Here is a 22,607-nt window from a genome sequence, read left to right on the forward strand (position 1 = left end):
GCCGCGCTGGGCCGCGCGGCCTCGACCTGAAGTGTAGCCAAACTTTTCCGCTGCTCCGGCCCGCCCCTAAAGCCCGGCTGTTTTCAGCCGGGCAGCATGCTCAGTGAACAGCCGCACCGGTTCGGCACCCTTGCCCACCAACCCAAGGGACTGATTGACGATGTCCAGGTGGTCCATGGGGTAGTCATCGCCGATCACGTACCCCAGGTGCGAGCTATAGCGCCCCACCATGCCATCGCATTGCCCTGCTTCGCGCACGAAGGTTTTGGCAAACAACCGGCAACTGATGTGCGAGCCGTCCAGGCGGTTGCCGCCGCCATCGCTGCGCGGGTCTTGCAGCACGCCAGACCAGGAATAGTAATGCACCCCGTTGACCACCGGCTCGCCCTGGCCACCCCAGGTCAGCGGGATGCCCTGTGGATAACGCTGGTTGAAGTGCGCCACCCCGGCACAGGTCAGGGACAAGTGCGAGGCGTGCACATCGATGGGCAGAATCGGCCCCCGCCAACCGGTCTCCAGCACGCCCATCAGCAGGCCCAGCAGGTACAGGACAGCATGCAGCAAGCGCCCCCCCACCGAGTTGTGCAGGTAGCGCCGCTCCAGGTAGTCCGCCAGTTCCGAACCGTGGTTGGGCCCCGCCACCGAAGTCACCGAGGCCACCCAGTCCGGGCGCTTGGCCGCCGCGTAGCGGGCTGTGAGGGCACCCTGGCTGTGGCCGATCAGGTTGACCTTGGCGGCACCGGTCTCGTGGCGGATGCGCTGAATGATGAGCAGCAACTGCTCGCCCCGCACTTCGGTGGCGTTGATGGGCGAGACCTGAACGGGGAACACCTGCGCCCCACCCCGCCGCAAGGCCCGCACGATGCGAAACCAGTAGGGGTACAGCACCAGGCGCACGAACCCGAGCATGCCGGGCACAAGGACGAGGGGGTAGCGCGTGGCACCGGGCTTTGACATGGCGGGCGATCCTGAAGGCAAACTTCAATACTAGCGCACTGACATCGAACCTTCGGACGACGCCGTTGCTCAAAGTATTACGGGGCCACTATTGGCTCATTCGAAGGAGCGACACCTATGTACAAGCAAACCCTGGCCGCTGTGTGCGTACTGGCTTCGCTGGCTGGCTGCGCCAACACCAAGGTCGAAAACCCGGTGGACTTCGTCACCTATCGCAATGAACCGCTGGTCAAGCAAGTCGATAACGGCATGACCATGCAGCAGGTCATCGCCATTGGCGGCACGCCGTCCTCGGTGGTCGACGGTAATGGCAAGACCACGGCTGGCACCTGCAACAACTACGTGCTCAACACCGATGGCAAGCAACAGGCCTACTACGTCAGCTTCGACGCCAGCGGCCACGTGGACAGCAAGGGTTTCATGACCTGCGCCCAGCGCAAGGCCAACGTCAACGCCATGCCCTGATGTCGGTGCGCAGCAAGCCCGATAAAACTTTCCGGCCTGCCGTGCACTCACAACCTCTGAACCGATCGGGCCGGGCCCCCAGTTGACGGGGGCGATAGAGCCCGAAGGCCCCAACCGTACCGAATAGCCTGGAGATTGCCATGAGTATTGCAACGATCGACAAGAACACCCTGCGTGATCGCGCTCGCCAGAACGTGGACAACGGCGCAGTGACCGAAGGCTATGAAGGCGACCGCGAGGAAGTCGTCCGCCTGCTCAACGACTCACTGGCCACTGAGCTGGTGTGCGTGCTGCGCTACAAGCGCCATTACTACATGGCCAAGGGCGTGAAGGCACAGGTGGCGGCCGCGGAGTTCCTGGAGCACGCTACCCAGGAAGCCGAACATGCCGACAAGCTGGCCGAGCGTATCGTGCAGTTGGGCGGTGAGCCGGATTTCAACCCCGACAGCCTCAGTGGCCGCTCGCATGCCGAGTACAAGCCTGGCAGCACCTTGAAGGAAATGGTCTACGAAGACCTGGTGGCCGAGCGCATTGCCATCGATAGCTACCGCGAGATCATCCAGTACATCGGCGACAAAGACCCTACCACTCGTCGCGTGTTCGAAGACATCCTGGCTCAGGAAGAAGAACACGCCGACGACATGGCGGACATCCTCGAAGGGCTGTAAGGCTTGTCGTGGTACCAAGGGGCCGGGAAACCGGTCCTTTTTTTGCCTTGAAAATAGTGGTGCCGGGGTCCCGAGCTTCGCCCGGTCCCACAGAGTAGCGGCTACAGACTCTGTGGGAACGAGGCACCGCGGGACTTACCCAATCAATGTGTGCTCTGCACCGTCTTCGGCGCCTTGCCTGCCTTCATCTGCTCCAGCAACGGCGTGCACTGATTGGGCTCGCCACCGCTGGGCGCCACCAGCGCCAGCAGGCCAGCCGCCGGTGCCGCCACCACACCCAAGGCAACCATGCCGGCGCCGCGCAACAGCAACGGCACCGCCTGCACCCCGGCGCTGGGCTTGGCAAACGGCCCGCGCACGTAGAGGGGCGAGCGCAGCGACAGCAGGCGGAAGCCCTTGGACTCGGGGTTGATCTTCAAGTCCAACTGCTCGGTCTTGAAGTTGACCGTACCATCGACGTAAATGATCGCGTTCTCGGTATCGAACACAATCAAGCGTGGCGTGGCCAGGCCGTCCTTGATGCCAAGGTCGGCAGCAGCGCAGTTGATCTTCACGTCGTTGTCGCCAAAGATCTTGCCCACTACGTAGTTGCCGACGTTGAGCCCGGCGATCTCCATCAGGCCGCGGCTGATGGCGCCGTCATTGATCAACAGCTTGAGGTTGCCGTTGGCGCTGCCCAGCAACGCAGATACCGAGTTGCCAGTACCACTGATATCGGCATCGCCATTGAGTTGGCCGAAACTGGTTTTCATCGGTTCGAAGGTCGGGAACAGCTGCTTGAGCTTGAAGCCCCGCGCGGTCAGCTTGGCGTGGCCCTGCAGGGGCGTGGTGCGGCCATTGAGGCCGATCTGCGCGTCCAGGTTGCCCCCGGCGACGCCAAAACGTAGAGGCTCCAGGTTCAATTGCCCGTCATTGAGTACCACGTGGGTGTACAGGTCGGTGAACGGCAGGTCCTTGCTCTGCACGATTTTCTTGCCGGTGAATTCCACATCGGCGTCCATGGCGCGCCAGCGGTCAGTGCGGAATTCCTCGACCGGCAGCACCTTGCCGGCCGGCTGCTTGCTTTCACTGCCGCGAGCCGCCTGCTTGGCGTTCGAGTCGGCGCCGATCAGGGGCGCAAGGTCAGTGAACAGCAGTTGGTTGGATACCAGCTTACCGCTCAGCTTGGGCCGCGGTTGGCTGGCGACGAAGGCCAGGTCACCGTGGATGTCGCTGTTGCCGATCTTGCCGTTGAAGCCCTGGTATTCGAAGCTCGCGCCCGTGGGCTCATGCAGCTTGGCTTGCAGGTGGCCGTCGGTGGAGTACGGCGGCGAGTCGGGAAGCGTCACGCCGGTCAGCGGGTACAGCTTGCTCAGGCTCGCACCTTCGAGCTTGAGGCGCAGGTCCAGGGCCCCCAGGTTGCGCGGGTCGGTCAGCGTACCGGCAACGGCGACATGGGTGTCGGCAATGCGCACGTCTGCCTGCACCGGGAAGGGTTGCGCGGCATCCTGCAATGCCAGCAGGCCGCCGATCTTGCCTGTGCCGTTGACGGGCTGGTCTTTGTATCGGCCCGTTACCTTGAACCCGAAAGCGTAGTCCTGAGCAGTCGCGCCCTGGTCGGTGACCTTCTTGGCCGCGCCGCTGCCAACGATATCGCTGAACGGAATGGGCTTGCCCAGAGGGTCTATGAGTACATCGGCATGGGCCTTGAGGGTCACGTCGTCATACACCACATGGCCCTTGTCGAAACCGATCGCACCAATGTCCATGACCCATTTCGACGGCTCGGCGTCAGGGTCTTTAGGGCCGAAGTCAAAGGTCCAGTTAGCGCGGCCGTCAGCCAGGCGCTGCAGGTTGGCGTCGGGCTGGGTGAGGTCGATGCGCGGGATGACGATGCGCTCAGCCAGCAGCGGCAATGGCGACAGGCGGAACTCCACGCGCTGGAGGCTAACCATTTGTGGTTCCTTGGACCACTCCGGGTTGCCCAGCGTCAGGTCTTCGGCAACGAAATGGGGCCATGGCACCCACGCACGCCAGCCGCCTTCCTGCGGCTCGCGGGCCCACAGCACGTCAAGGTTGCCATTAATGGCGAACGGCCTGTGCAAGGCCTCCGACACCTTGGCATTGAGCGTCGGCTTCACGCGGTTCCAGTCGAAAGTGGCGATGACCACCACCAGTACGGCAATCAGTACTACCAGGGTGCCAACTATCCAGGCCAGGATCTTGCGAGGGCGCGTCATGCACGAATCTCCAAATGACAGCGGGGCCGCCTGCGGGCGGTGCGCTCGGTTGCAGCATTACCTTCTAGGACTGGCAAAGCGGCTGGGGGTTTAACCCGATTTATGAAATCGGCCGACCGATGCATCGACAGGTTGGTTCCACAACGGCGCACGGCCGCTGGAAAATCCCCCAAGCGGTGCACCGACAACCACGCTAAAGCGTTGATTTAGAGGCCTGGAAGCGAACAATCAATTTGGTTGATTGTTACCATTACCTATATGAACTTTTATATCTAATTCTCAAGAGTAGCATTGGCTTCGTACCCACTTTTCAGCCCTCCAAAGGAGCGCCAAACCATGAAACGCCAATTGCTGCTGACCCTGACCCTCTCTGTACTGGCCGCCAACGTATTCGCCGCTGGCAACGTTCAACCTGCGATTACCCAGCACAGCGCCGCTGTGATCGTTGCCCAGGATGGTTCTGACCGCACGCTGAACCGCGTCGCTCAGGACGGCTCGGATCGCACTCTGAACCGCGTCGCTCAAGATGGCTCGGATCGCACCCTGAACCGTGTCACTCAAGACGGCTCGGATCGCACCCTGAACCGCGTCGCTCAGGACGGTTCTGACCGCACCTTGAACCGCGTGACCCAGGACGGTTCTGACCGCACCCTGAACCGCGTCGCTCAAGACGGCTCGGACCGCACCTTGAACCGCGTCAGCCAGGCCGACGCCGACCGCACCGTGCTGCAAGTCGCCCAGGATGGTTCCGACCGTACCCTGAACCGCGCGAGCTGAGTCTTGGCTGCCCTGAAAAAAGCCCGGTCCCCGCACCGGGCTTTGATTTTTCCCCCGATTTGCTAGAGTGCTGCGCTGCCCTCCAAAGAACTCCGCACCATGCTAGCCCGCGCCGAACAGAAACAGCAGACCCGCCATGCCCTCCTCGACGCCGCCCGGCAGTTGATCGACGCGGGGCGCGGATTCGGTAGCATCAGCCTGCGCGAAGTGGCCAAGGCCGCAGGGATCGTGCCCACCGGCTTCTATCGCCATTTCGATGACATGGACCAATTGGGCCTGGCCCTGGTTAATGAAGTGGGCGAAACCTTTCGTGACACCATTCGCCGCGTGCGCCGCAATGAATTCGAGCTCGGTGGGCTCACCGACGCCTCGGTGCGCATCTTTCTGGACAGTGTGGCGGCCAACCGCTCGCAGTTCCTGTTTCTGGCCCGTGAGCAGTACGGTGATTCACGCCCGGTGCGCCAGGCGCTGACCTGCTTGCGCGATGGCATCAGTTCTGACCTTGCCGCCGACCTGGCGCTCATGCCCAAGTGGCAACACCTGGACCGCGCCGCCTTGGCCGTGATGGCGGACCTGGTGGTCAAGACCGTGTTCGCCACCTTGCCGGAGCTGATCGACGCCCCCGCCGAACGCCAACCGCGGCAATTGTCGCCCCAAGCGAAGATCACCCAGCAACTGCGCTTCATTTTCATGGGCGCCAAGCACTGGCAGGGCCTGAGCAGTATTGACGACTGAACCAAGTTGGTGCCAGATACCGGCATGCGCACCAATTTGTATCAATTTGTTGCCCAACGTTCTGGCACAGGGCCGGCATTCGCAGCGCTAGCATGTTGGCAAGACACTTGCTGTCAGCACTTCATCGCACACAGCCGGATGCCTGAAAATGCTGGTGATCCACCGCAGAACCGAGCCAAAACCTGACTGGTCGGCCGAATTACACCTGAATTTCGAAGCCCGCAGCAAAAGCCGCCTGCGCTGTTTTAGTGCCGATGGCGAGGACGTCGGGCTATTCCTCGAACGCGGTCAGCCGCCCTTGCATGATGGCGAATGCCTCGAAGCCCAGGACGGGCGCATCGTCAAAGTGGTCGCGCGCCCCGAAGCCCTGCTGCACGTCACCTGCGCCAACGCCTTCGAACTGACCCGCGCCGCCTACCACCTGGGCAACCGCCACGTGGCCCTGCAAGTGGGTGACGGCTGGCTGCGCCTGCTGGACGACTACGTGCTCAAGGCCATGCTCGAGCAACTGGGGGCCAGCACTGAAGCCATCGAAGCGCCCTTTCAGCCCGAGCACGGCGCCTACGGCGGTGGCCACCACCACTCGCGCGCGGGGGAGGAAGACTTCAACTACGCGCCCAAACTGCACCAGTTCGGCGTACGTACATGAACCCGGCCTGGGCCCTGCTGCGTCTGGCCAGCCCACAACTGCCCATCGGCGGCTACAGCTATTCCCAAGGCCTGGAAATGGCCGTGGAACAAGGCACGGTGAAGCAGGCCGACGACGCCCGACGCTGGATCAGCGACCAACTGCTGCTCAACCTGGCGCGCTTCGAAGCACCGTTGCTGCTGGCCCATTGCAAAGCCGCGGCCAGCGATGACTGGGCTGCGCTGCGCACGCTCAGTGATGAGCACCGCGCCAGCCGCGAAACCCGGGAAATGGCCCAGGAAAGCCGGCAGATGGGCTATTCGCTCAAGCAACTGCTCGATGGCCTGCCCGAACTGGACGCCGCCGCCAAGGACTTCCTCGCGGCCACCGCCGAACCGCACCTGGCCCTTGGCTGGGCCCTGGCGGCCCGCGCCTGGCAGATCAGGCCCGCCGATGCCCTGGCCGCCTGGCTGTGGAGCTGGCTGGAAAACCAGCTGGCGGTACTGATGAAAACCCTGCCCCTGGGCCAGCAAGCCGCACAGCGACTGACCAGCCAACTGCTGCCTTTGCTGCAGCAAGCGCAGCAGCACGCCACTGAACTTGACCCCCACCACTATGGCAGCGCCGCTTTCGGCCTGTCCCTGGCGAGCATGGCCCATGAGCGCCAGTACAGCCGCCTGTTCCGTTCCTAGGAGATGACAATCATGAATACCCAGCCCCTGCGTGTCGGCATTGGCGGCCCGGTCGGTTCCGGCAAGACCGCCCTGACCCTGGCCCTGTGCCTGGCCCTGCGCGAGCGCTACAACCTGGCCGTGGTCACCAACGACATCTACACCCGCGAAGACGCCGACTTTCTGGTGCGCAACGAGGCCCTGGCCCCCGAGCGCATCATCGGCGTGGAAACCGGCGGCTGCCCGCACACTGCCATTCGCGAGGATGCCTCCATCAACCTGGAGGCCGTGGACCAGCTCAACCGCCGTTTCCCCGGCCTGGACCTGATTCTGGTGGAGTCGGGCGGCGACAACCTCTCGGCCACCTTCAGCCCGGAGCTGTCGGACCTGACCCTCTACGTGATCGATGTGTCGGCCGGCGACAAGCTGCCGCGCAAGGGCGGCCCGGGCATCTGCAAATCCGACCTGCTGGTGATCAACAAGATCGACCTGGCACCGCTGGTGGGTGCTTCCCTGGAAATGATGGACAGCGACACCCGGCGCATGCGCGGTGACAAGCCGTTCGTGTTCAGCAACCAGAAGACCGGGCAGGGCCTTGAGGCCATCATCGCCTTCATCGAACGCCAAGGCCTGCTGACCGCCGCCTGATCGCCCATTTTCCAAAGAGCGCACCTGCCACTTCACAAGGAAGCCAATCAATGACCCTGAAAAAACTCTTCGGCGCCGCCGCCCTGCTGCTGACCCCCGCCCTGGCGTTTGCCCACCCCGGCCACGGTGAACACGGCATCGTCGCCGGTGTGCTGCACCCGCTGACCGGCATCGACCACCTGCTGGCCATGCTCGCCGTGGGCCTGTGGGCCGCACAGCAGACCGGCAACGCCCGCTGGGCCCTGCCCTGCACCTTCGTCGGCACCATGCTGATCGGCGGCCTGCTGGGCTTCGAAGGCCTGGAGCTGCCAGGCCTGGAAAGCGGCATCGCCGCCTCGGTACTGGCCCTGGGCCTGGCCGTGGCCCTGGCCATTCGCCCGCCGGTAGCGCTGGCCGTTGGCGCCACCGCCCTGTTCGCGCTGTTCCATGGCGTCGCTCACGGCCTTGAGCTGCCGGAGATGTCCAACCCATGGGCCTACGCTGCCGGCTTCGTCGCTGCCACCGCTGCCCTGCATGCCGTGGGCTACGCCGTGGTGCGCGTGCTACCCCAGGCCGCCAGCCTGCTGGTACGCGTGGTCGGCGCCCTGTCGGCACTGACCGGCGCCTGGCTGCTGGCCGGCTGACCGCTTGCCGCCTGTTCGCCGCCATGGCTGGCGAACAGGCTGGCAAGACCTGCTACCATGTCGCCCCGACGTTCAGACCGCCGTGACGACTTTTCCTCATGCCAGAAGCTGCTTCCCTCTCCAATGCCTTCACCGCTGTGCATGAGCACTTCCTGAAGACCATCGTGCCCCTGTGGCAAGGCCCCGGCTGGAACGCCGAACTGGCGTTGCCCTACGAGGCCCTGGACCCGCAGCAGCGGCCCATGCCCGTGCAGCGCTACCGTGCCATGGCCTGTGCCCGGCAGTTGTACCTGTTCTCCACATTGGCTGACGTGCCTGGCGCCCATGAGCACGCGGCGGCGCTGTTCCGTTCGCTGCAGAAGCACTTCCACGACGCCGAGCATGGCGGCTGGTTCTACAGCATCGATGCACACGCCCGCCCACTGGACCGCAGCAAGGACCTGTATACCCACGCCTTCATCATCTTCGCCTGTGCGCACTACTGGCAGCAGTCTCGCGACCCGCTGGCCGAGTCGGTGCTGGACGCCGCGCTGAGCGTGGTGGCCACACAGTTTTCCACAGGTGACGGCCTGTACGAGGCGGTGCTGGGCGAGGACTGGTCGACACAGAGTGCAGGGCCGCTGCAAAACCCGCTGATGCACCTGGCCGAGGCTTTCCTGGCCACCCTGGCAGTACGCCAGGACGACGCCGTGGAAGCCGCGCTGGTGGACCTCTGCCTGGCCATGCAAGCGCGCTTCGTCGATCCGGTTTCCGGTTTCCTGATGGAAAAGCCCTGCGGCGCTGTGGATAACTGGTGGGAACCAGGCCATCAGTTCGAGTGGTTCTACCTGCTGGAGTCGTCGCCACTGCTCAAGGGCAGTGAATTGCACGGCTCCCTGGAGGCGGCGTTCGCCCCTTCCGAACGGCTGGGCGTGCAGGCGGGTGGCGTGCTGGCGATGCTTGACGTGGACGGCAGAGTACGTGATGGCACCCAGCGCATCTGGGCTCAGGCCGAATACCTGCGGGCACTGACCCTGCGGGCCGGGGGTTACGTAGCCAGCCAGGTGCAGGTGCTGCGCGAGCGCTTCCTGCACGAAGGCGGCTGGTACGAGTGCCGTGATGCCAGCGGCACGGTGAGCCGGCTGGACATGCCGTCGACCACCCCTTACCACCTGGCAACCTGTTATCAGGCCTTAGCTCGGCACTGAAGCGCCCGTCAGGCTTTGTGCGGCCGTTCGATGGCGAAGCCTGCCCAGCTCTGGGTCACTGGCATCAGCTCCAGGCTGTTGATGTTGACGTGGGCCGGGGTGTTCAGGATCCAGAAGATGGTGTCAGCAATATCCTGCGGCTGGATCGGCTCGGCACCCGCGTAGGTGGCGTCATAGCGCGCCTGGTCGCCATTGAAGCGCACCAGCGAGAACTCGCTTTCACACAGCCCCGGCTCCAGGTTGGTCACCCGCACGCCCGTGCCCTGCAGGTCGCAGCGCAGGTTCAGCGAGAACTGTTTGACGAACGCCTTGGTGGCGCCATACACGTGGCTGCCCGGGTACGGGTAGTTGCCGGCCACGGAACCCAGGTTGACGATGCTGGCACCGCGGCCTTGGGCGATCAGGCGTGGCAGCAGCAGGCGCGTGCTGTACATCAGACCTTTGACGTTGGTGTCGACCATGGTGTCCCAGTCGTCCAGGTCGCACTTGGGCGCGGGGTCGACACCCAGGGCCAGGCCGGCGTTGTTGATCAGGCCGGTTAGCTTGTCGAATTCCGGCGGCAGGTTGGCGATGGCTTCTTCCATCGCTTTGCGGTCCCGCACGTCCAGTACCAGGGTGTGCACCTTGGTCTGCTTGGCCAGCTCTTCGCCCAGGGCGCTCAAGCGGTCTTCACGGCGGCCGGTCAGCACCAGCGACCAGCCTGCCTCGGCGAAACGGCGGGCACAGGCTTCGCCAAACCCGGAAGTGGCGCCGGTGATAAACACGGTGGAAGTCATTGCATGCTCCTGGAAAGGCTGTGGGAAAGATCGTTTCAAAGCATGCCCGCGCTTTGGCGCGACGGCAAGTTAAACCCCGGCCTGATCAAAAAATGATCGAAGGCCGCAAACCCTTGCCCCAGCTGGGCCGCCGCACCTTGTGCGCACCTTATCCACAGGGCCTTGCACAGTATCCGTGGGCAACTGCCATGTGGACAAACCCGCCTGCCGCGGGGCGTGTAGCCGGTTGTAAGCGGTAATGGCCTTGACCGGATCCAGGCAATCATGCAGCCCTGGGCCAGACCACGCACGAGCGAAAATAGCAGGGGTGGCGCCAGGCCAGCAACCACGGCCCTCAGCGGCATCTTTCCAAGGCTTGCCCACAGACTTATCCACAGGTTTTCGCAGCCATGACGAACGGTATTCGGCGGTGGATAAGAGCTTGACAAAGCGCGTACCAGCCGACCTGAAAATACCTGATCAAATATTGACCACACCTCTGAAAGCCACGCCGATCAAGGCGTTCAGCAACCTACACCCAACTTACCCACAGCCCGTTCCACAATAAACGGGGACAAGTGCATTGCATGACAAAACAATGAATTAGGGCGGTTTTATGTCGCAGTGGGCGAACAACGAAAAAGGGTTTTCCACAATGCTGTGGAAAACCCTTTTCTGGCTGCTGATTCGACCGGTCAATGGCCGCCGAGGTAAGCGTTGCGCACCTCGTCATTGGTCAACAGCTCCTGCCCCGTGCCCGTCAGCCGGATCTCGCCGTTGACCATCACGTACGCGCGGTCCGACAGCTTCAGCGCGTGGTTGGCGTTCTGCTCCACCAGGAAGATGGTCATGCCCGACTTGGCCAGCTCGCGCAAGGTGCTGAAAATCTGTTTCACCACGATGGGCGCCAAGCCCAGCGACGGTTCGTCGAGCAGCAACAGCTTGGGCCGGCTCATCAGGGCCCGGGCGATGGCGAGCATTTGCTGCTCGCCGCCCGACATGGTCATGGCGCGCTGGTTGCGGCGTTCCTTGAGCCGGGGGAACAGGTCGAACATGCGCTGCATGTCTTCGCCGGCGAACTTGTCACCAATGGGGATGGTGCCCATCATCAGGTTTTCTTCCACCGACATGTCCGGGAATACCCGCCGGCCTTCCGGTGACTGGGCAATGCCGTTGGAGGCGATGTAGTGGGACGACTTCCTGGTGATGTCGGTACCCTGGTAGATGATCTGCCCGGCCGCGGCGCGCGGTTGGCCGAAGATGGACATCAACAGGGTCGACTTGCCCGCGCCGTTGGAGCCGATCAGGCTCACGGTCTCGCCTTCGTTGATGTGCATCGAGACCTTCTTCAACGCCTGGATGGGGCCGTAGAAGACGTCGATCTCTTTCAGTTCGAGGATCGGGTTACTCATGCCAGCTCCTCTTCATCCGCGCCCAGGTAGGCGGCGATCACTTTCGGGTCGTTACGGATCTGCTCCGGGCCGCCTTCGGCGATCACGTTGCCATGGTCCAGCACCACGATATGGTCGGAAATGCCCATGACCATGCCCATGTCGTGCTCGATCAGCACGATGGTCATGTCGTGCTCGTCGCGCAGCAGGCGGATCATGCCGCTCAGAGCCTCGGTTTCCTGCGGGTTGAGGCCAGCGGCCGGTTCGTCCAGGCAGATCACCTGGGGCCGCGTGCACATGGCGCGGGCGATTTCCAGGCGGCGCTGCTGGCCGTAGGAAAGCTCGCCCGCCAGGCGGTTGGCGCAGTCCACGAGGTCTACCACTTCCAGCCAGTAGAACGCGGTATTGAGCGCGTCCTCCTCGGCTTGGCGATACCCGCGGGTATTGAGAATACCGGCCACCATGTTGCGGTTTACCCACATGTGCTGGGCCACCAGCAGGTTTTCCACCACCGACATCTCCCGAAACAGGCGGATGTTCTGAAAGGTGCGCGCCAGCCCGGCGCGGTTCACCAGGTGGGTGCCGCCGAACATCTTGTAGTACAGGCGGCTGGCGAAACTGCGCGGCGAAACAAAGTCGGTCGGCTGGAAAGGCTCGCCCAGCAGCTGGATGACGTTGGTCTTCATGCCGCGCGTTTGCAACTCGATGCGCCCGCCTGTCGCCTTGTAGAAGCCGGTCAGGCAGTTGAACACCGTGGTCTTGCCGGCACCGTTGGGGCCAATGAGGGCAAAGATCGAATTGCGCTTGACCTTCAGGCTGACATCGCTGAGGGCCTTGATGCCACCGAAGTGCATCATCAGTTTTTCAACCGTGAGTACGTATTCACTCATGGCGCCACTCCTTTACGCGGAACCACGCCGGTACGGCTGATGCGAATCAGGCCGCGCGGTCTCCAGATCATCATCAGTACCATCAGCACGCCGAACAGCAGCACCCGGTACTCGGCGAACGAACGCAGCAGCTCCGGTGCCACGGTCAGCACGAACGCGGCAATCACCACGCCGACCGTGGAGCCCATGCCGCCCAGTACCACAATGGCCAGGATCAACGCAGACTCGAAGAAGGTAAATGAGGTGGGGTTGACGAAGCCCTGGTAACTGGCGAAAAACACGCCGGCAAGGCCGGCGGTAGACGCCCCCAGGGTGAAGGCCGAGAGTTTGACCAGCACGTGGTTCAGGCCCATGGCCCGGCAGGCGATCTCATCTTCGCGCAGGGCTTCCCAGGCACGGCCTACCGGCATGCGGGTCAGGCGGTGCTTGACGTACAGCACACCGATCACCACCAGGAAGAGTACGGCGTAGATGAAGACGAATTTCAGGTCAGGGTTGTAGTCGATGTGCAGGAATTCGTGGATGGGCACGCCGCCCTCTTTGGCCCGCCGGCCAAACTCCAGGCCCAGGAAGGTCGGTGCTGGCACCGGCACACCGTTCGGGCCTCCGGTGAACGACAGCCAGTTGTTCAGCACCAGGCGGATGATTTCACCGAAGCCCAGGGTCACGATGGCCAGGTAGTCGCCATGCATCCTCAACACCGGGAAACCCAATATGCAACCGGCGAACGCCGCCGCCAGGGCTGCCAGCGGCAGCGCCGACCAGAAACCCAGGCCCAAGTACTGGTAGCCCAGGGCCAGGCCGTAGGCGCCAATGGCATAGAAGGCCACGTAACCCAAGTCGAGCAGGCCCGCCAGGCCTACCACGATGTTCAGGCCCAGGCCCAGCAGCACGTAGATGAGCCCGAGGATAACGATGGTCAGCACGTATTTGTTGGCAAACGCAGGGAAGACGATAGCCAGCACGATCACCAGCGGGATCACCCAGCGCAGCGCCGACTTGTGCCCCGGCGCCAGCACATGCACGCCCGAACCGCCGCGCTCCATGCCCTGGGACAGGCGAATGCCACGCGGGGTCTGCAGGAACAGGCTGATCAGGAAACGTCCTGCCGCCACGGCCAGCACCAGCCAGGCAACGCGAGTTGGTTGCAGGTTGAAACTGTAGCCTTGCAGCACTACGCCGACGATGGGCCCGAATACGATCAGCGCCAGCAGGCCGGCAATGACTGCGTCGATCAGGCTTTGCTTGATATCAACGGGTTTGATTGGGGCAGCAGACATAGTTATACCTTCGCCACGAGTGGGCGACCCAGCAGGCCTTGGGGTCGGAAGATCAGAATCAGCACCAGCAGGGCGAAGCTGAACACGTCTTTGTAGTCAGAGTTGATCAGGCCCGAGAACTGCGACTCGGCAACACCCAGGATCAAGCCACCGAGCATGGCCCCCGGCAGCGAGCCGATACCGCCCAACACTGCCGCGGTGAAGGCCTTGATGCCGATGATGAAGCCGGCGTAGAAGTCGAAGGTGCCGTAATTGACCGTGATCAGTACACCGGCCAGGGCCGCCATGGCCGCGCCGATGATGAATACGTAGGAAATCACCCGGTCGGTGTTGATACCCAGGATCGAAGCCATCTTGCGGTCTTGCTGGGTGGCCCGGCACATGCGGCCCAGCTTGGTGTACTTGATGATGTACGTCAGTGCCGCCATGCCGGCGAACGCGGCCACCAGGATGAACACCTTGGTGTAGGTGATCTGCACGAAGCCGGTGCCGATGTCGAAGCGCCAGCCACCACTGAGCAGCGTGGGCACGCCCTGCTGGTTGGGGCCCTGGGCGATCTGCGCGTAGTTCTGCAGGATCAGCGAGATGCCAATGGCACTGATCAGCGGCGCCAGGCGCGTGGAGTTGCGCAGCGGCTTGTAGGCCACCCGCTCGATGACAAAACCGTAGACCCCGGTGACCACGATGGTGAACACCAGCGTGCCGAGAATCAGGAAAGGGAAGGACTCGACCCCAAAGAACGACAGTACCGCCAGGCCGATAGCGGCCAGGTAGGCGGAGATCATGTACACATCGCCATGGGCGAAGTTGATCATGCCGATGATGCCGTAGACCATGGTGTAGCCGATGGCAATCAAACCGTAGACCGACCCCAGGGTCAGGCCGTTGATCATTTGTTGCAGGAAAATACCATCCATCATGCACGCTCACGAACTTCTGGGCCGCACGGGTCCGCGCGGGCAAGCCGAGCCTGCCCACTCTGGATACGAGCGGTAAATAAGAGAACTGACGGGGCCGGCCGACAATGGGCCGGACCCAGTTTGACCGGACTTGAGGGTTACCCCGCAAGCCGGTCCGACCTCATGTCATTTCTGCTTTTCGAGCTGGTGGTATTTGCCGTCCTTGTCCCACTGGTACACCACATAGTCGGAGACTTTCAGGTCACCCTTGCTGTCCCAGGTCTTGGTACCCATGACGGTCTTCACCGGGTTGGCCTTCAACCATTTGGCGGCGTCTTCGCCCTTGTCGGACTTGGCACCGTTGAAGCCGGCGGCCAGGGCCTGGATCGAGGCGTAGGCATACAGGGTGTAGCCTTCAGGCTCATAACCGGACTTGCGGAATTGGTCGACCACCGCCTTGCTGTCTGGCAGCAGGCGCGGGTCGGCACCAAAGGTCATGTACACGCCATCGACGTACTGGGCGCCGCCTGCGGTGGTCACCAGTTCGTCGGTGACCACGCCATCGTCGGACATGAACTTCACGTCCTTCAGGCCCTGCTCACGCAGTTGATGAACCAGCGGGCCGGCTTCCGGGTGCAAGCCGCCGAAGTACACTACGTCGGCGCCTGCGGCGCGGATCTTGGTCACCAGGGCGCTGAAGTCTTTTTCGCCACGGGTCAGGCCTTCTTCCAGCACTGGCTTGACGCCTCGGGCAGTGAGCTGTTTGGCGGTCGCATCGGCCAGGCCCTTGCCGTAGGTGTCCTTGTCGTTGATGACTGCGACTTTCTTGCCCTTCAGCACGTCGACGATATAGTCGCCAGCCACCACGCCCTGCTGGTCGTCCCGGCCACACATGCGGAACATGGCGGTCAGGTTACGCTCGGTGACCTGCGGGTTGGTGGAGCCCGGAGTGATGGCAATCACGCCTGCATCGGCATACACCTCGGACGCCGGGATGGTCGACGAGGAACAGAAGTGCCCGACCACACCGGCGACCTTGTCCTGGTCTGCCAGTTTGTTGGCCACCGCCACCGCCTGCTTCGGTTCGCAGGCATCATCGCCAGCCACCAGGATGATCTTGCCGCCATTCACGCCGCCGTGGGCGTTGATTTCATCAGCGGCGGCTTGCGCCCCCTTCATGTACTGCTCGCCGAACGATGCGTTGGCACCGGTCATTGGGCCTGCCACGCCGATCTTGATGTCGGCTGCCTGAACAAACGAAGAAACTCCCAGCGCAGTAGCGACCGCGAGAGCCAGAAAACCTTTCCTGTAAAACGTCTGCGACATGAGGTGGTGCTCCTGAGTTTTTTTGGTTGGCACTACAACTTCACAACTTCAGCAATTGCTCTGAGCAAGCGCCGTGCCATCCGATTTTCAAACGGTGAAAACGCCTGACCGTTTACGGTGCCAAGGCCCTGCGCCCGCCTCCCTGCGGGTCGTGCAACCGTCTGGATCGCGCCTGGTAACACCTTATTGAACAAAAGGAGCAACCCTGGCGTGCCATCATTGCAACCTGCTAGCAACAAACTGTGCAACCGAGCTGTAACAGGGTGCGTAACCGAAGTGCACATCACCGGTGCGTAATTGCTACGCCACGCACCATTTAAGGCTAGCCATTGTCGGCAAAAACGGAGAGTTTGTTTGGAAACCAGCTATATAGGTTGTGAAATGGCGGTGCCAGAGGCTTTCGTGCCAAACGTAAGCAGCGCGCAGGCTGGGCAAAACACTGGCAGAATGTACCTTTACTGTGCGCCACTACCGTTTCAGTCATGCCGCCAGGCCCAGTTGGAGCCCTCAATGAGCGAGAGCGTATTCGCTGATCGCATCGTGCAGAACTTGCTCGACACCGATTTGTACAAACTGACCATGATGCAGGCTGTCCTGCACAACTACCCCAACGTCGAGGTGGAGTGGGAGTTTCGTTGCCGCAATGGCGAAGACTTGCGCCCTTACCTGGCGGAGATCCGCTACCAGATCGAGCGGCTGTGCGAACTGAGCCTGAGCAGCGACCAGCTGGGTTTCCTGGAGCGCATCAATTTCATGAAGCCGGACTTCCTGCGTTTCCTGGGACTGTTCCGCTTCAATCTGCGTTATTTGCAGACCAGCATCGAAAACGACCAGTTGAGCATTCGCTTGCGTGGCCCGTGGCTGCACGTGATCCTCTTCGAGGTGCCGCTGCTGGCCATCGTCAGCGAAGTGCGCAACCGCGTGCGTTACCGCGAAGTGACCCTGGGCCAGGCCCGGGAGCAGCTGTACCGCAAGTTCGACTGGCTGACCACCCATGCCTCGGCCGATGAGCTTGCCGAGTTGCAGGTTGCCGACTTCGGTACCCGCCGACGCTTTTCCTACAAGGTCCAGGAGGAAGTGGTGTCCGTGCTCAAGCATGACTTTCCTGGGCGTTTTGTGGGCACCAGCAATGTGCACCTGGCGCGCGAGCTGGACATCAAGCCGCTGGGCACCATGGCCCACGAATGGATCATGGCGCACCAGCAACTCGGGCCGCGGCTGATCGACAGCCAGAGCGCCGCCCTGGATTGCTGGGTGCGTGAATACCGCGGGTTGCTAGGTATAGCGCTGACGGACTGCATCACCATGGATGCCTTCCTCAGTGACTTCGACCTGTATTTCGCGAAACTCTTCGATGGCTTGCGCCATGACTCGGGCGACCCGGTGATATGGGCGGAAAAAGCCATCGCCCATTACCAGGCGCTGGGCATCGACCCCATGAGCAAGACCCTGGTGTTTTCCGATGGGCTGAACCTGCCCAAGTCCTTGGAGATTTTCCGCGCGCTGCGCGGGCGCATCAATGTCAGCTTTGGCATCGGCACCAACCTGACCTGCGACATCCCCGGGGTGGAGCCGATGAGCATCGTGCTGAAGATGACCGACTGCAATGGCCAGCCGGTGGCGAAGATCTCCGACGAAGCGGCGAAGACACAATGCAGGGACGAGAACTTCGTGGCGTACCTGCGGCATGTGTTCAAGGTCAAACCCTGACGCACCGGCAGGAGCTGGCTTGCCAGCTCCTGCGCTTGGCCGAGGCCTGCGCGGTCAGTTCAGGGTGACGGTGCCTTTCATCATCGAGATGTGCCCTGGGAATGAGCAGAAGAACGCGTAATCCGTGCCGGCCTGCAGCTTGGACACATCGAAGGTCACCGAGTCTTTTTCGCCCGCGCCAATGATTTTGGTGTGAGCCAGGATGCGCTCGTCACCGTCCTTGAGGTAATTCTTGTCGATGCCGGCGGCCATGCCGTCAGAGGCCACGCCCTGGGCGTCTGCCGCCTTGCTCAGTACCCAGTTGTGGCCCATGACATTTTTGGCCAGTGAACCCGAGTGGCCCAGGTTGACGGTGAAGGTCTTGCAGGTCTTGCTGATTTCGATGGCCTTCTTGTCGAAGGTCATGCTGTCAGTGGAATCGACGTCTACCGAACAATCGGCGGCGAATACCTGGCCGGCAGCCAGGGCAAGCAGGGAGGCAGCAGCTACTTTCGCGAACATGGTGAATCTCCAGGACAGGTTTTAAGCAAGGCTTCTTCTATGAGCCTCATCGACAGAATCAACGGGACAATCATTGCACGCACCGCATATTGTATACAATATCAATCACGGAGCGTTTACATGAACAATTTCCTGCGCAGTCTCCTCGCCGCCTATGCGTGCGGCAACACCGGTACCGAGTGCCCGGACGACTGAATGAAAAGCTGGAGCCAGAGCAGCGGGGCCTTTACCCTATGACACCCCCATTGCCAGGAGCACCCCCATGTCACTGACTTCAGTCTGTGTTTTCTGCGGCGCCAGCAGCGGCAACAATCCGGCTTACCGGGACGCCGCCGTGACCTTGGGCCGGACGCTGGCCGAGCGCAAACTCACCCTGGTGTACGGCGGTGGTGCAGTGGGCCTGATGGGTATCGTCGCCGACGCCGTGCTGCAAGCGGGTGGCGAAGCCATTGGCATCATCCCCCACAGCCTCAATGATCTCGAAATTGGCCACAAGGGCCTGACCCGCCTGGAAGTGGTGGACGGCATGCATGCGCGCAAGGCACGCATGGCCGAGCTGGCCGATGCCTTCATCGCCCTGCCTGGCGGCCTGGGCACCCTGGAAGAGCTGTTCGAGGTATGGACCTGGGGCCAGTTGGGCTACCACGGCAAGCCCCTTGGCCTGCTGGAAGTGAATGGCTTCTACAGCAAGCTCACCGGTTTCCTGGACCACCTGGTGCAAGAGAACTTCGTGCGCGAACAACACCGCGCCATGCTGCAGGTGAACGACTCGGCCGACGCCCTGCTCGATGCCCTGGACGCCTGGCAACCCACGGTGCTGCCCAAGTGGACCGACAAGCAGCCGGACTGATCAGCCCGGCACTTCGTCCAGCGGCATGACCGTGACCTGCACTTCCGGGTCATGGCTGCCGCCCCCCAGAATCACCCCTCGCAAAGGCGACACATCGGAAAAATCCCGGCCCCACGCCAGGGTGATGTGCTCCAGCGCCGGTTGCACATTGTTGGTAGGGTCGAAGTCGATCCACCCCAGCGGCGGGCAGTACACCGATACCCAGGCATGGGAAGCATCAGCACCGATCAGCCGCGGTTGGCCGGGCGGTGGCTGGGTCAGCAGGTAGCCACTGATGTAGCGTGCCGCCAGCCCGCGCGAGCGCAGGCAGGCCAGCATCAGGTGAGCGAAGTCCTGGCACACCCCGCGCCGGCGCTCCAGCACTTCGGTCAATGGCGTCGCCACCTGGGTGGCCTCGGCGTCGAAGGTGAACTCCTCGAAGATTTTTTCCATCAGCGCCTGGGTCCCTTCCAGCAACGGCCGCCCGGGCGGGAAGCAACTGGCGGAAAAGGCCACGAAGGCCTGCTTGAGCCGCACGTACGGCGACTCGAAGCGGTAGCGGCAGGCCTTCATCAGGTCTTCGGCGATGGGCGCGCTGCTATAGCACAAGGCATCACGCACCACTTCCCAGGCTTGCGAACGGGCGAAGTCCACCGCGGGCCGCGGCAGCACTTCCACTTTCAAGCGCGCGCTCACCTTCAAGGCATCATGGGGGCGCTCGAAGGTCATGCGCGTCAGCGGGTTGCCGAACACGTCGTAGTCGTCGACTCGCCAGCTGGGATGGGGGCTGATCTCCAGCACCTGCTCCCGGCACAGCTGCCAGGCGCACGGGCGCGGCCACAGGTGCGCCAGCTGCTGGGCCAGGGACACCGGGCTGTCGTAGTGGTAATGGGTATCGTGGATGATCTGGTACTGGGCACTCATACCGACACCGTCCGTTGGCTGACATCATCGACGTGGGCAAAATGGCGCAAGGCCAGGCGGTCGGACACCTGGCCGCTGGCTTCGGCAATGGTCTGCAACAGGTCGGCCAGGCCGTCGAGCACCGCCTGCACGCTGGGCGCACCGAACAGTGGGTTTTCCAGGCTGCCCAGGTCGAAGGCCGACAGCCGCTCGATGAGCATGGCCAGACCGCGCTCGCGCGGGACAGCGAATTCATCGTTCAGGCGGCGTAGCGCGCGGTTCACCTGCTTGAGCTGGAACAGCACGGCATGGGGGTTCTGGTCATCGAGCAGGAGCAAGTCCAGCACCGGTATCAACTGTGGCACCGCCAGGTAGCGCGAACGATAGGTGATGCTGCTGTTGCCCAGCTCCAGCAACCATTCCAGGCCTGCCTGGTCGGCAATACCCACGCCACGCAGGAAGCCGGCCAGGCTGGTGCTGAGAAACTGCAGGCGCTCGATACGCCGGCCGATCATCAGGAAGCGCCAGCCCTCGTCACGGGTCATGTCGTCCAGGGCGAAGCCCGATAGCGCGGCCAGCGACATCACCAGGCGGTTGAGGAAGTCCAGCAGTTCGCCCAGGTCGGGGTCTTCCACGTCCAGGCCCTGGGCCTCGCGCTGCAGCTCCACCAGGGCCTGCCAGTTCTCCCGCGAAAGCTTGCCACGCACCTGTGATGCCGCCCACTGCAACCGTTGCAGGTTATTGCGCAGGCTGTAGGCCCAGTCTTCACCCAGCAAGGCCGCCAGCAGGCGCTCCTGCAGTTCACCTTCTTCGGGCAACAGCCCCAGGCGCTCGCCCAGCTCCACAGCGGCTTGCAGGGCCAGCGGGTCATCGCCATCAATGTAGCGGCCCAGAATGATGCGCAGCAGGCGCGCGCTATCATCGCAGCGCTCGCAATAGCGGCCGAACCAGAACAGGTTCTCCACCACCCGTGACGGCAGGTAGGGGTCGACCCTGACCACATCGTGCGCGCCGATGGTCCGCAGGGCCTTCCACTGCTCGCCGATGGGTGCACGCTCGCCCAGCACCCACGTGTCCTTGCTGGCACCACCGCGCTGCATCGAGACCACCTCGGCGTCGGCCTCGGCCGCCACCCGGGTCAACGCGCCAGGCAGCACCCGGTAACCGTCGTGGCCGGCCACGGCATACACGCGCATGCCGATGGCGCGTGGCGCCAGTTGCCCGCTGCCTTGCCATACCGGCGCCTGGGAAAGCTGCGCCAGCTCTTGCGCCACATAGGCGTAGGGGCGCGCCTGGATACGCTCGGCCATGGCCTTGCGCTGCCTGGCGTCCAGATCGCGACCGAATACCGGTGCGAAGCTCTGGGACGGGAAGGCGGGCTTGATCACCAGGTTGGGCAGCTTTTCCAGCGCCTGGGCCATTACCGGAGGCTCGCCACACCACCAGGTGGCAATGGAGGGCAGGATCAGTTTTTCGCCGAACAGGTGTTCGTTGATCGTGGGCAGGAAGCCCAGCAGCCCGGGGGATTCCAGCACGCCGCTGCCCAGCGCGTTGGCCACCAGCACCCGGCCCTGGCGCACGGCTTCCAGCAGGCCCGGCACCCCCAGGGCGGAGTCGGTGCGCAATTCCAGCGGGTCGCAGAAGTCGTCGTCCAGCCGGCGCATGATGGCGTGCACCCGACGCAGGCCGCTGAGGGTCTTGAGGTAGACGGTGGCATCGCGCACGGTCAGGTCACTGCCTTCCACCAGCGGGTAGCCAAGCTGCCGGGCCAAGTACAGATGTTCGAAATAGCTCTCGTTGAAGCGCCCGGGCGTGAGCAGCACGATCAGCGGCGAGTCGTGGCCGTCTGGCGCCAGGCGCCGCAGGGTGTCCTGCAGTGTCCGGAAATACCCGCTCAGGTGCTCGACCTTGAGGTCGCGGTACAGCTCCGGGAACGCCCTGGAGACGCTCATGCGGTTTTCCAGGGCATAACCGGCACCGGACGGCGCCTGGGTGCGGTCGGCGGTGACCCACCAGCGGCCATCGGGGGTGCGCGCCAGGTCCACGGCATACAGGTGCAGGAACATGTCCCCGGGCTGTTTCAGGCCCTGGCATGGCCAGAGGAAATTGTTGTGCCCGTATACCAGTTCGGCGGGTAGCAGGCCTTCCCGTATCAGGTTCTGAGGCCCGTAGATGTCGGCCAGCACCGCATTGAGCAGGCGCGCACGCTGGGCGATGCCAGCCCGCAACTGCTGCCATTCGGCCGCAGGTATAACGTGGGGCAACAGGTCCAGTTCCCACGGGCGGTCGGCGCCCTTGGGGTCGGCATAGACGTTGTAGGTCACGCCGTTTTCCTGGATCTGCCGGGTCAGCAACGCCTGGCGCTGGGTCAGTTGCGAAGGGGTGCTGCGCTGCAAATGCTCGAACAGCCTGCGCCAGTGCGCACGCACCGAGCCGTCTGCCTGAAGCATCTCGTCAAAACTTCCCGCCGTCAGCGGGTATCGGTCAAGCAGGTCTGGCATGGAACGCTCGGCACGGGCAGTAAAGCATCAGAATAATGCGGACG

At 63.0% G+C, this 22,607-nt stretch carries 22 protein-coding genes; 11 read left to right on the forward strand and 11 right to left on the reverse strand.

Features of this window, described 5'->3' with window-relative positions; translation table 11 throughout:
• Positions 1–66 precede the first annotated feature (66 nt).
• Entirely contained in the window at positions 67–957 is an 891-nt protein-coding gene (locus QBK88_RS07785; RefSeq protein ID WP_277961595.1) for an esterase/lipase family protein, read from the reverse strand.
• 117 nt (positions 958–1,074) lie between these two features.
• On the opposite strand from QBK88_RS07785, the gene osmE reads away from it, so the two are divergent.
• On the forward strand, positions 1,075–1,422 hold the full coding sequence (gene osmE / locus QBK88_RS07790) for an osmotically-inducible lipoprotein OsmE (protein WP_268145871.1): 348 nt from the start codon (positions 1,075–1,077) through the stop codon (positions 1,420–1,422).
• Between the two features lie 140 nt (positions 1,423–1,562).
• Positions 1,563–2,090, forward strand: coding sequence for a ferritin-like domain-containing protein (locus tag QBK88_RS07795; RefSeq protein WP_277961596.1), 528 nt, complete (start codon positions 1,563–1,565; stop codon positions 2,088–2,090).
• Between the two features lie 143 nt (positions 2,091–2,233).
• On the opposite strand, the gene QBK88_RS07800 is transcribed toward QBK88_RS07795, so the two are convergent.
• Positions 2,234–4,309 (reverse strand): AsmA family protein, encoded by a 2,076-nt coding sequence (locus QBK88_RS07800; protein ID WP_277961597.1) that lies wholly within the window; start codon positions 4,307–4,309, stop codon positions 2,234–2,236.
• Between the two features lie 336 nt (positions 4,310–4,645).
• On the opposite strand from QBK88_RS07800, the gene QBK88_RS07805 reads away from it, so the two are divergent.
• From QBK88_RS07805 to QBK88_RS07835, 7 genes are all read left to right on the forward strand, one after another.
• Complete coding sequence (locus tag QBK88_RS07805; protein ID WP_277961598.1) at positions 4,646–5,086, forward strand: phage infection protein; 441 nt, start codon at positions 4,646–4,648, stop codon at positions 5,084–5,086.
• A gap of 99 nt (positions 5,087–5,185) precedes the next feature.
• Positions 5,186–5,821: a TetR family transcriptional regulator gene (locus tag QBK88_RS07810; RefSeq protein WP_268145874.1), complete on the forward strand. Its 636-nt coding sequence runs from the start codon at positions 5,186–5,188 to the stop codon at positions 5,819–5,821.
• 148 nt (positions 5,822–5,969) lie between these two features.
• A complete protein-coding gene (gene ureE, locus QBK88_RS07815) occupies positions 5,970–6,470 on the forward strand; it encodes an urease accessory protein UreE (protein ID WP_277961599.1) in 501 nt (166 codons plus the stop codon).
• A complete protein-coding gene (locus QBK88_RS07820) occupies positions 6,467–7,141 on the forward strand; it encodes an urease accessory UreF family protein (protein WP_277961600.1) in 675 nt (224 codons plus the stop codon). The genes ureE and QBK88_RS07820 overlap by 4 nt, the downstream gene beginning before the upstream one ends.
• Positions 7,142–7,153: 12 nt before the next feature.
• A complete protein-coding gene (ureG, locus tag QBK88_RS07825) occupies positions 7,154–7,768 on the forward strand; it encodes an urease accessory protein UreG (protein ID WP_158154357.1) in 615 nt (204 codons plus the stop codon).
• Between the two features lie 50 nt (positions 7,769–7,818).
• Entirely contained in the window at positions 7,819–8,391 is a 573-nt protein-coding gene (locus QBK88_RS07830) for a HupE/UreJ family protein (RefSeq protein WP_277961601.1), read from the forward strand.
• Positions 8,392–8,489: 98 nt separating this feature from the next.
• Entirely contained in the window at positions 8,490–9,578 is a 1,089-nt protein-coding gene (locus tag QBK88_RS07835; RefSeq protein ID WP_277961602.1) for an AGE family epimerase/isomerase, read from the forward strand.
• Between the two features lie 8 nt (positions 9,579–9,586).
• On the opposite strand, the gene QBK88_RS07840 is transcribed toward QBK88_RS07835, so the two are convergent.
• The 6 genes from QBK88_RS07840 to QBK88_RS07865 all read right to left on the reverse strand — a co-directional run bounded on the left by QBK88_RS07840 (position 9,587) and on the right by QBK88_RS07865 (position 16,119).
• On the reverse strand, positions 9,587–10,354 hold the full coding sequence (locus QBK88_RS07840; RefSeq protein WP_277961603.1) for an SDR family oxidoreductase: 768 nt from the start codon (positions 10,352–10,354) through the stop codon (positions 9,587–9,589).
• Between the two features lie 674 nt (positions 10,355–11,028).
• Positions 11,029–11,745, reverse strand: coding sequence for an ABC transporter ATP-binding protein (locus QBK88_RS07845; protein ID WP_277961604.1), 717 nt, complete (start codon positions 11,743–11,745; stop codon positions 11,029–11,031).
• Entirely contained in the window at positions 11,742–12,614 is an 873-nt protein-coding gene (locus tag QBK88_RS07850) for an ATP-binding cassette domain-containing protein (RefSeq protein ID WP_277961605.1), read from the reverse strand. The genes QBK88_RS07845 and QBK88_RS07850 overlap by 4 nt, the downstream gene beginning before the upstream one ends.
• Positions 12,611–13,894, reverse strand: a complete 1,284-nt coding sequence (gene livM, locus QBK88_RS07855) for a high-affinity branched-chain amino acid ABC transporter permease LivM (RefSeq protein WP_277961606.1) — start codon at positions 13,892–13,894, stop codon at positions 12,611–12,613. Before livM ends, QBK88_RS07850 begins: the two co-directional genes overlap by 4 nt.
• A 2-nt stretch (positions 13,895–13,896) precedes the next feature.
• On the reverse strand, positions 13,897–14,811 hold the full coding sequence (locus QBK88_RS07860; protein WP_277961673.1) for an ABC transporter permease subunit: 915 nt from the start codon (positions 14,809–14,811) through the stop codon (positions 13,897–13,899).
• A 168-nt stretch (positions 14,812–14,979) separates the two neighbouring features.
• Positions 14,980–16,119 carry an ABC transporter substrate-binding protein gene (locus tag QBK88_RS07865; protein WP_277961607.1) on the reverse strand — a complete coding sequence of 380 codons (1,140 nt, stop codon included), beginning with the start codon at positions 16,117–16,119 and terminating at the stop codon, positions 14,980–14,982.
• A gap of 510 nt (positions 16,120–16,629) precedes the next feature.
• On the opposite strand from QBK88_RS07865, the gene pncB reads away from it, so the two are divergent.
• Positions 16,630–17,829, forward strand: a complete 1,200-nt coding sequence (gene pncB / locus QBK88_RS07870) for a nicotinate phosphoribosyltransferase (RefSeq protein ID WP_277961608.1) — start codon at positions 16,630–16,632, stop codon at positions 17,827–17,829.
• A 54-nt stretch (positions 17,830–17,883) separates the two neighbouring features.
• Here pncB and azu read toward each other — a convergent pair whose 3' ends face one another.
• Positions 17,884–18,330 carry an azurin gene (azu, locus tag QBK88_RS07875; RefSeq protein ID WP_277961609.1) on the reverse strand — a complete coding sequence of 149 codons (447 nt, stop codon included), beginning with the start codon at positions 18,328–18,330 and terminating at the stop codon, positions 17,884–17,886.
• A 262-nt stretch (positions 18,331–18,592) separates the two neighbouring features.
• Here azu and QBK88_RS07880 point away from each other — a divergent pair, with 262 nt between their 5' ends.
• Entirely contained in the window at positions 18,593–19,180 is a 588-nt protein-coding gene (locus QBK88_RS07880; RefSeq protein ID WP_277961610.1) for a TIGR00730 family Rossman fold protein, read from the forward strand.
• Here QBK88_RS07880 and QBK88_RS07885 read toward each other — a convergent pair whose 3' ends face one another.
• Positions 19,181–20,083: a transglutaminase-like domain-containing protein gene (locus QBK88_RS07885; RefSeq protein WP_277961611.1), complete on the reverse strand. Its 903-nt coding sequence runs from the start codon at positions 20,081–20,083 to the stop codon at positions 19,181–19,183.
• Positions 20,080–22,563, reverse strand: a complete 2,484-nt coding sequence (locus tag QBK88_RS07890) for a circularly permuted type 2 ATP-grasp protein (protein WP_277961612.1) — start codon at positions 22,561–22,563, stop codon at positions 20,080–20,082. Before QBK88_RS07890 ends, QBK88_RS07885 begins: the two co-directional genes overlap by 4 nt.
• Positions 22,564–22,607 lie beyond the last annotated feature (44 nt).

The sequence above is a fragment of the Pseudomonas sp. RIT-To-2 genome (genome assembly GCF_029623465.1).
GTDB classification, from domain to species: domain Bacteria; phylum Pseudomonadota; class Gammaproteobacteria; order Pseudomonadales; family Pseudomonadaceae; genus Aquipseudomonas; species Aquipseudomonas silvicola.

What these genes read in the sequence shown, in the direction of transcription:
- QBK88_RS07845 (WP_277961604.1), bottom strand. Translation starts at nt 11,745, where the DNA reads ATGAGTAACCCGATCCTCGAACTGAAAGAGATCGACGTCTTCTACGGC.
- QBK88_RS07860 (WP_277961673.1), bottom strand. Translation starts at nt 14,811, where the DNA reads ATGGATGGTATTTTCCTGCAACAAATGATCAACGGCCTGACCCTGGGG.
- QBK88_RS07810 (WP_268145874.1), top strand. Translation starts at nt 5,186, where the DNA reads ATGCTAGCCCGCGCCGAACAGAAACAGCAGACCCGCCATGCCCTCCTC.
- QBK88_RS07840 (WP_277961603.1), bottom strand. Translation starts at nt 10,354, where the DNA reads ATGACTTCCACCGTGTTTATCACCGGCGCCACTTCCGGGTTTGGCGAA.
- ureE (WP_277961599.1), top strand. Translation starts at nt 5,970, where the DNA reads ATGCTGGTGATCCACCGCAGAACCGAGCCAAAACCTGACTGGTCGGCC.
- QBK88_RS07795 (WP_277961596.1), top strand. Translation starts at nt 1,563, where the DNA reads ATGAGTATTGCAACGATCGACAAGAACACCCTGCGTGATCGCGCTCGC.
- osmE (WP_268145871.1), top strand. Translation starts at nt 1,075, where the DNA reads ATGTACAAGCAAACCCTGGCCGCTGTGTGCGTACTGGCTTCGCTGGCT.
- QBK88_RS07865 (WP_277961607.1), bottom strand. Translation starts at nt 16,119, where the DNA reads ATGTCGCAGACGTTTTACAGGAAAGGTTTTCTGGCTCTCGCGGTCGCT.
- QBK88_RS07800 (WP_277961597.1), bottom strand. Translation starts at nt 4,309, where the DNA reads ATGACGCGCCCTCGCAAGATCCTGGCCTGGATAGTTGGCACCCTGGTA.
- QBK88_RS07820 (WP_277961600.1), top strand. Translation starts at nt 6,467, where the DNA reads ATGAACCCGGCCTGGGCCCTGCTGCGTCTGGCCAGCCCACAACTGCCC.
- QBK88_RS07880 (WP_277961610.1), top strand. Translation starts at nt 18,593, where the DNA reads ATGTCACTGACTTCAGTCTGTGTTTTCTGCGGCGCCAGCAGCGGCAAC.
- ureG (WP_158154357.1), top strand. Translation starts at nt 7,154, where the DNA reads ATGAATACCCAGCCCCTGCGTGTCGGCATTGGCGGCCCGGTCGGTTCC.
- azu (WP_277961609.1), bottom strand. Translation starts at nt 18,330, where the DNA reads ATGTTCGCGAAAGTAGCTGCTGCCTCCCTGCTTGCCCTGGCTGCCGGC.
- QBK88_RS07885 (WP_277961611.1), bottom strand. Translation starts at nt 20,083, where the DNA reads ATGAGTGCCCAGTACCAGATCATCCACGATACCCATTACCACTACGAC.
- livM (WP_277961606.1), bottom strand. Translation starts at nt 13,894, where the DNA reads ATGTCTGCTGCCCCAATCAAACCCGTTGATATCAAGCAAAGCCTGATC.
- QBK88_RS07850 (WP_277961605.1), bottom strand. Translation starts at nt 12,614, where the DNA reads ATGAGTGAATACGTACTCACGGTTGAAAAACTGATGATGCACTTCGGT.
- QBK88_RS07805 (WP_277961598.1), top strand. Translation starts at nt 4,646, where the DNA reads ATGAAACGCCAATTGCTGCTGACCCTGACCCTCTCTGTACTGGCCGCC.
- QBK88_RS07835 (WP_277961602.1), top strand. Translation starts at nt 8,490, where the DNA reads ATGCCAGAAGCTGCTTCCCTCTCCAATGCCTTCACCGCTGTGCATGAG.
- QBK88_RS07830 (WP_277961601.1), top strand. Translation starts at nt 7,819, where the DNA reads ATGACCCTGAAAAAACTCTTCGGCGCCGCCGCCCTGCTGCTGACCCCC.
- QBK88_RS07890 (WP_277961612.1), bottom strand. Translation starts at nt 22,563, where the DNA reads ATGCCAGACCTGCTTGACCGATACCCGCTGACGGCGGGAAGTTTTGAC.
- pncB (WP_277961608.1), top strand. Translation starts at nt 16,630, where the DNA reads ATGAGCGAGAGCGTATTCGCTGATCGCATCGTGCAGAACTTGCTCGAC.
- QBK88_RS07785 (WP_277961595.1), bottom strand. Translation starts at nt 957, where the DNA reads ATGTCAAAGCCCGGTGCCACGCGCTACCCCCTCGTCCTTGTGCCCGGC.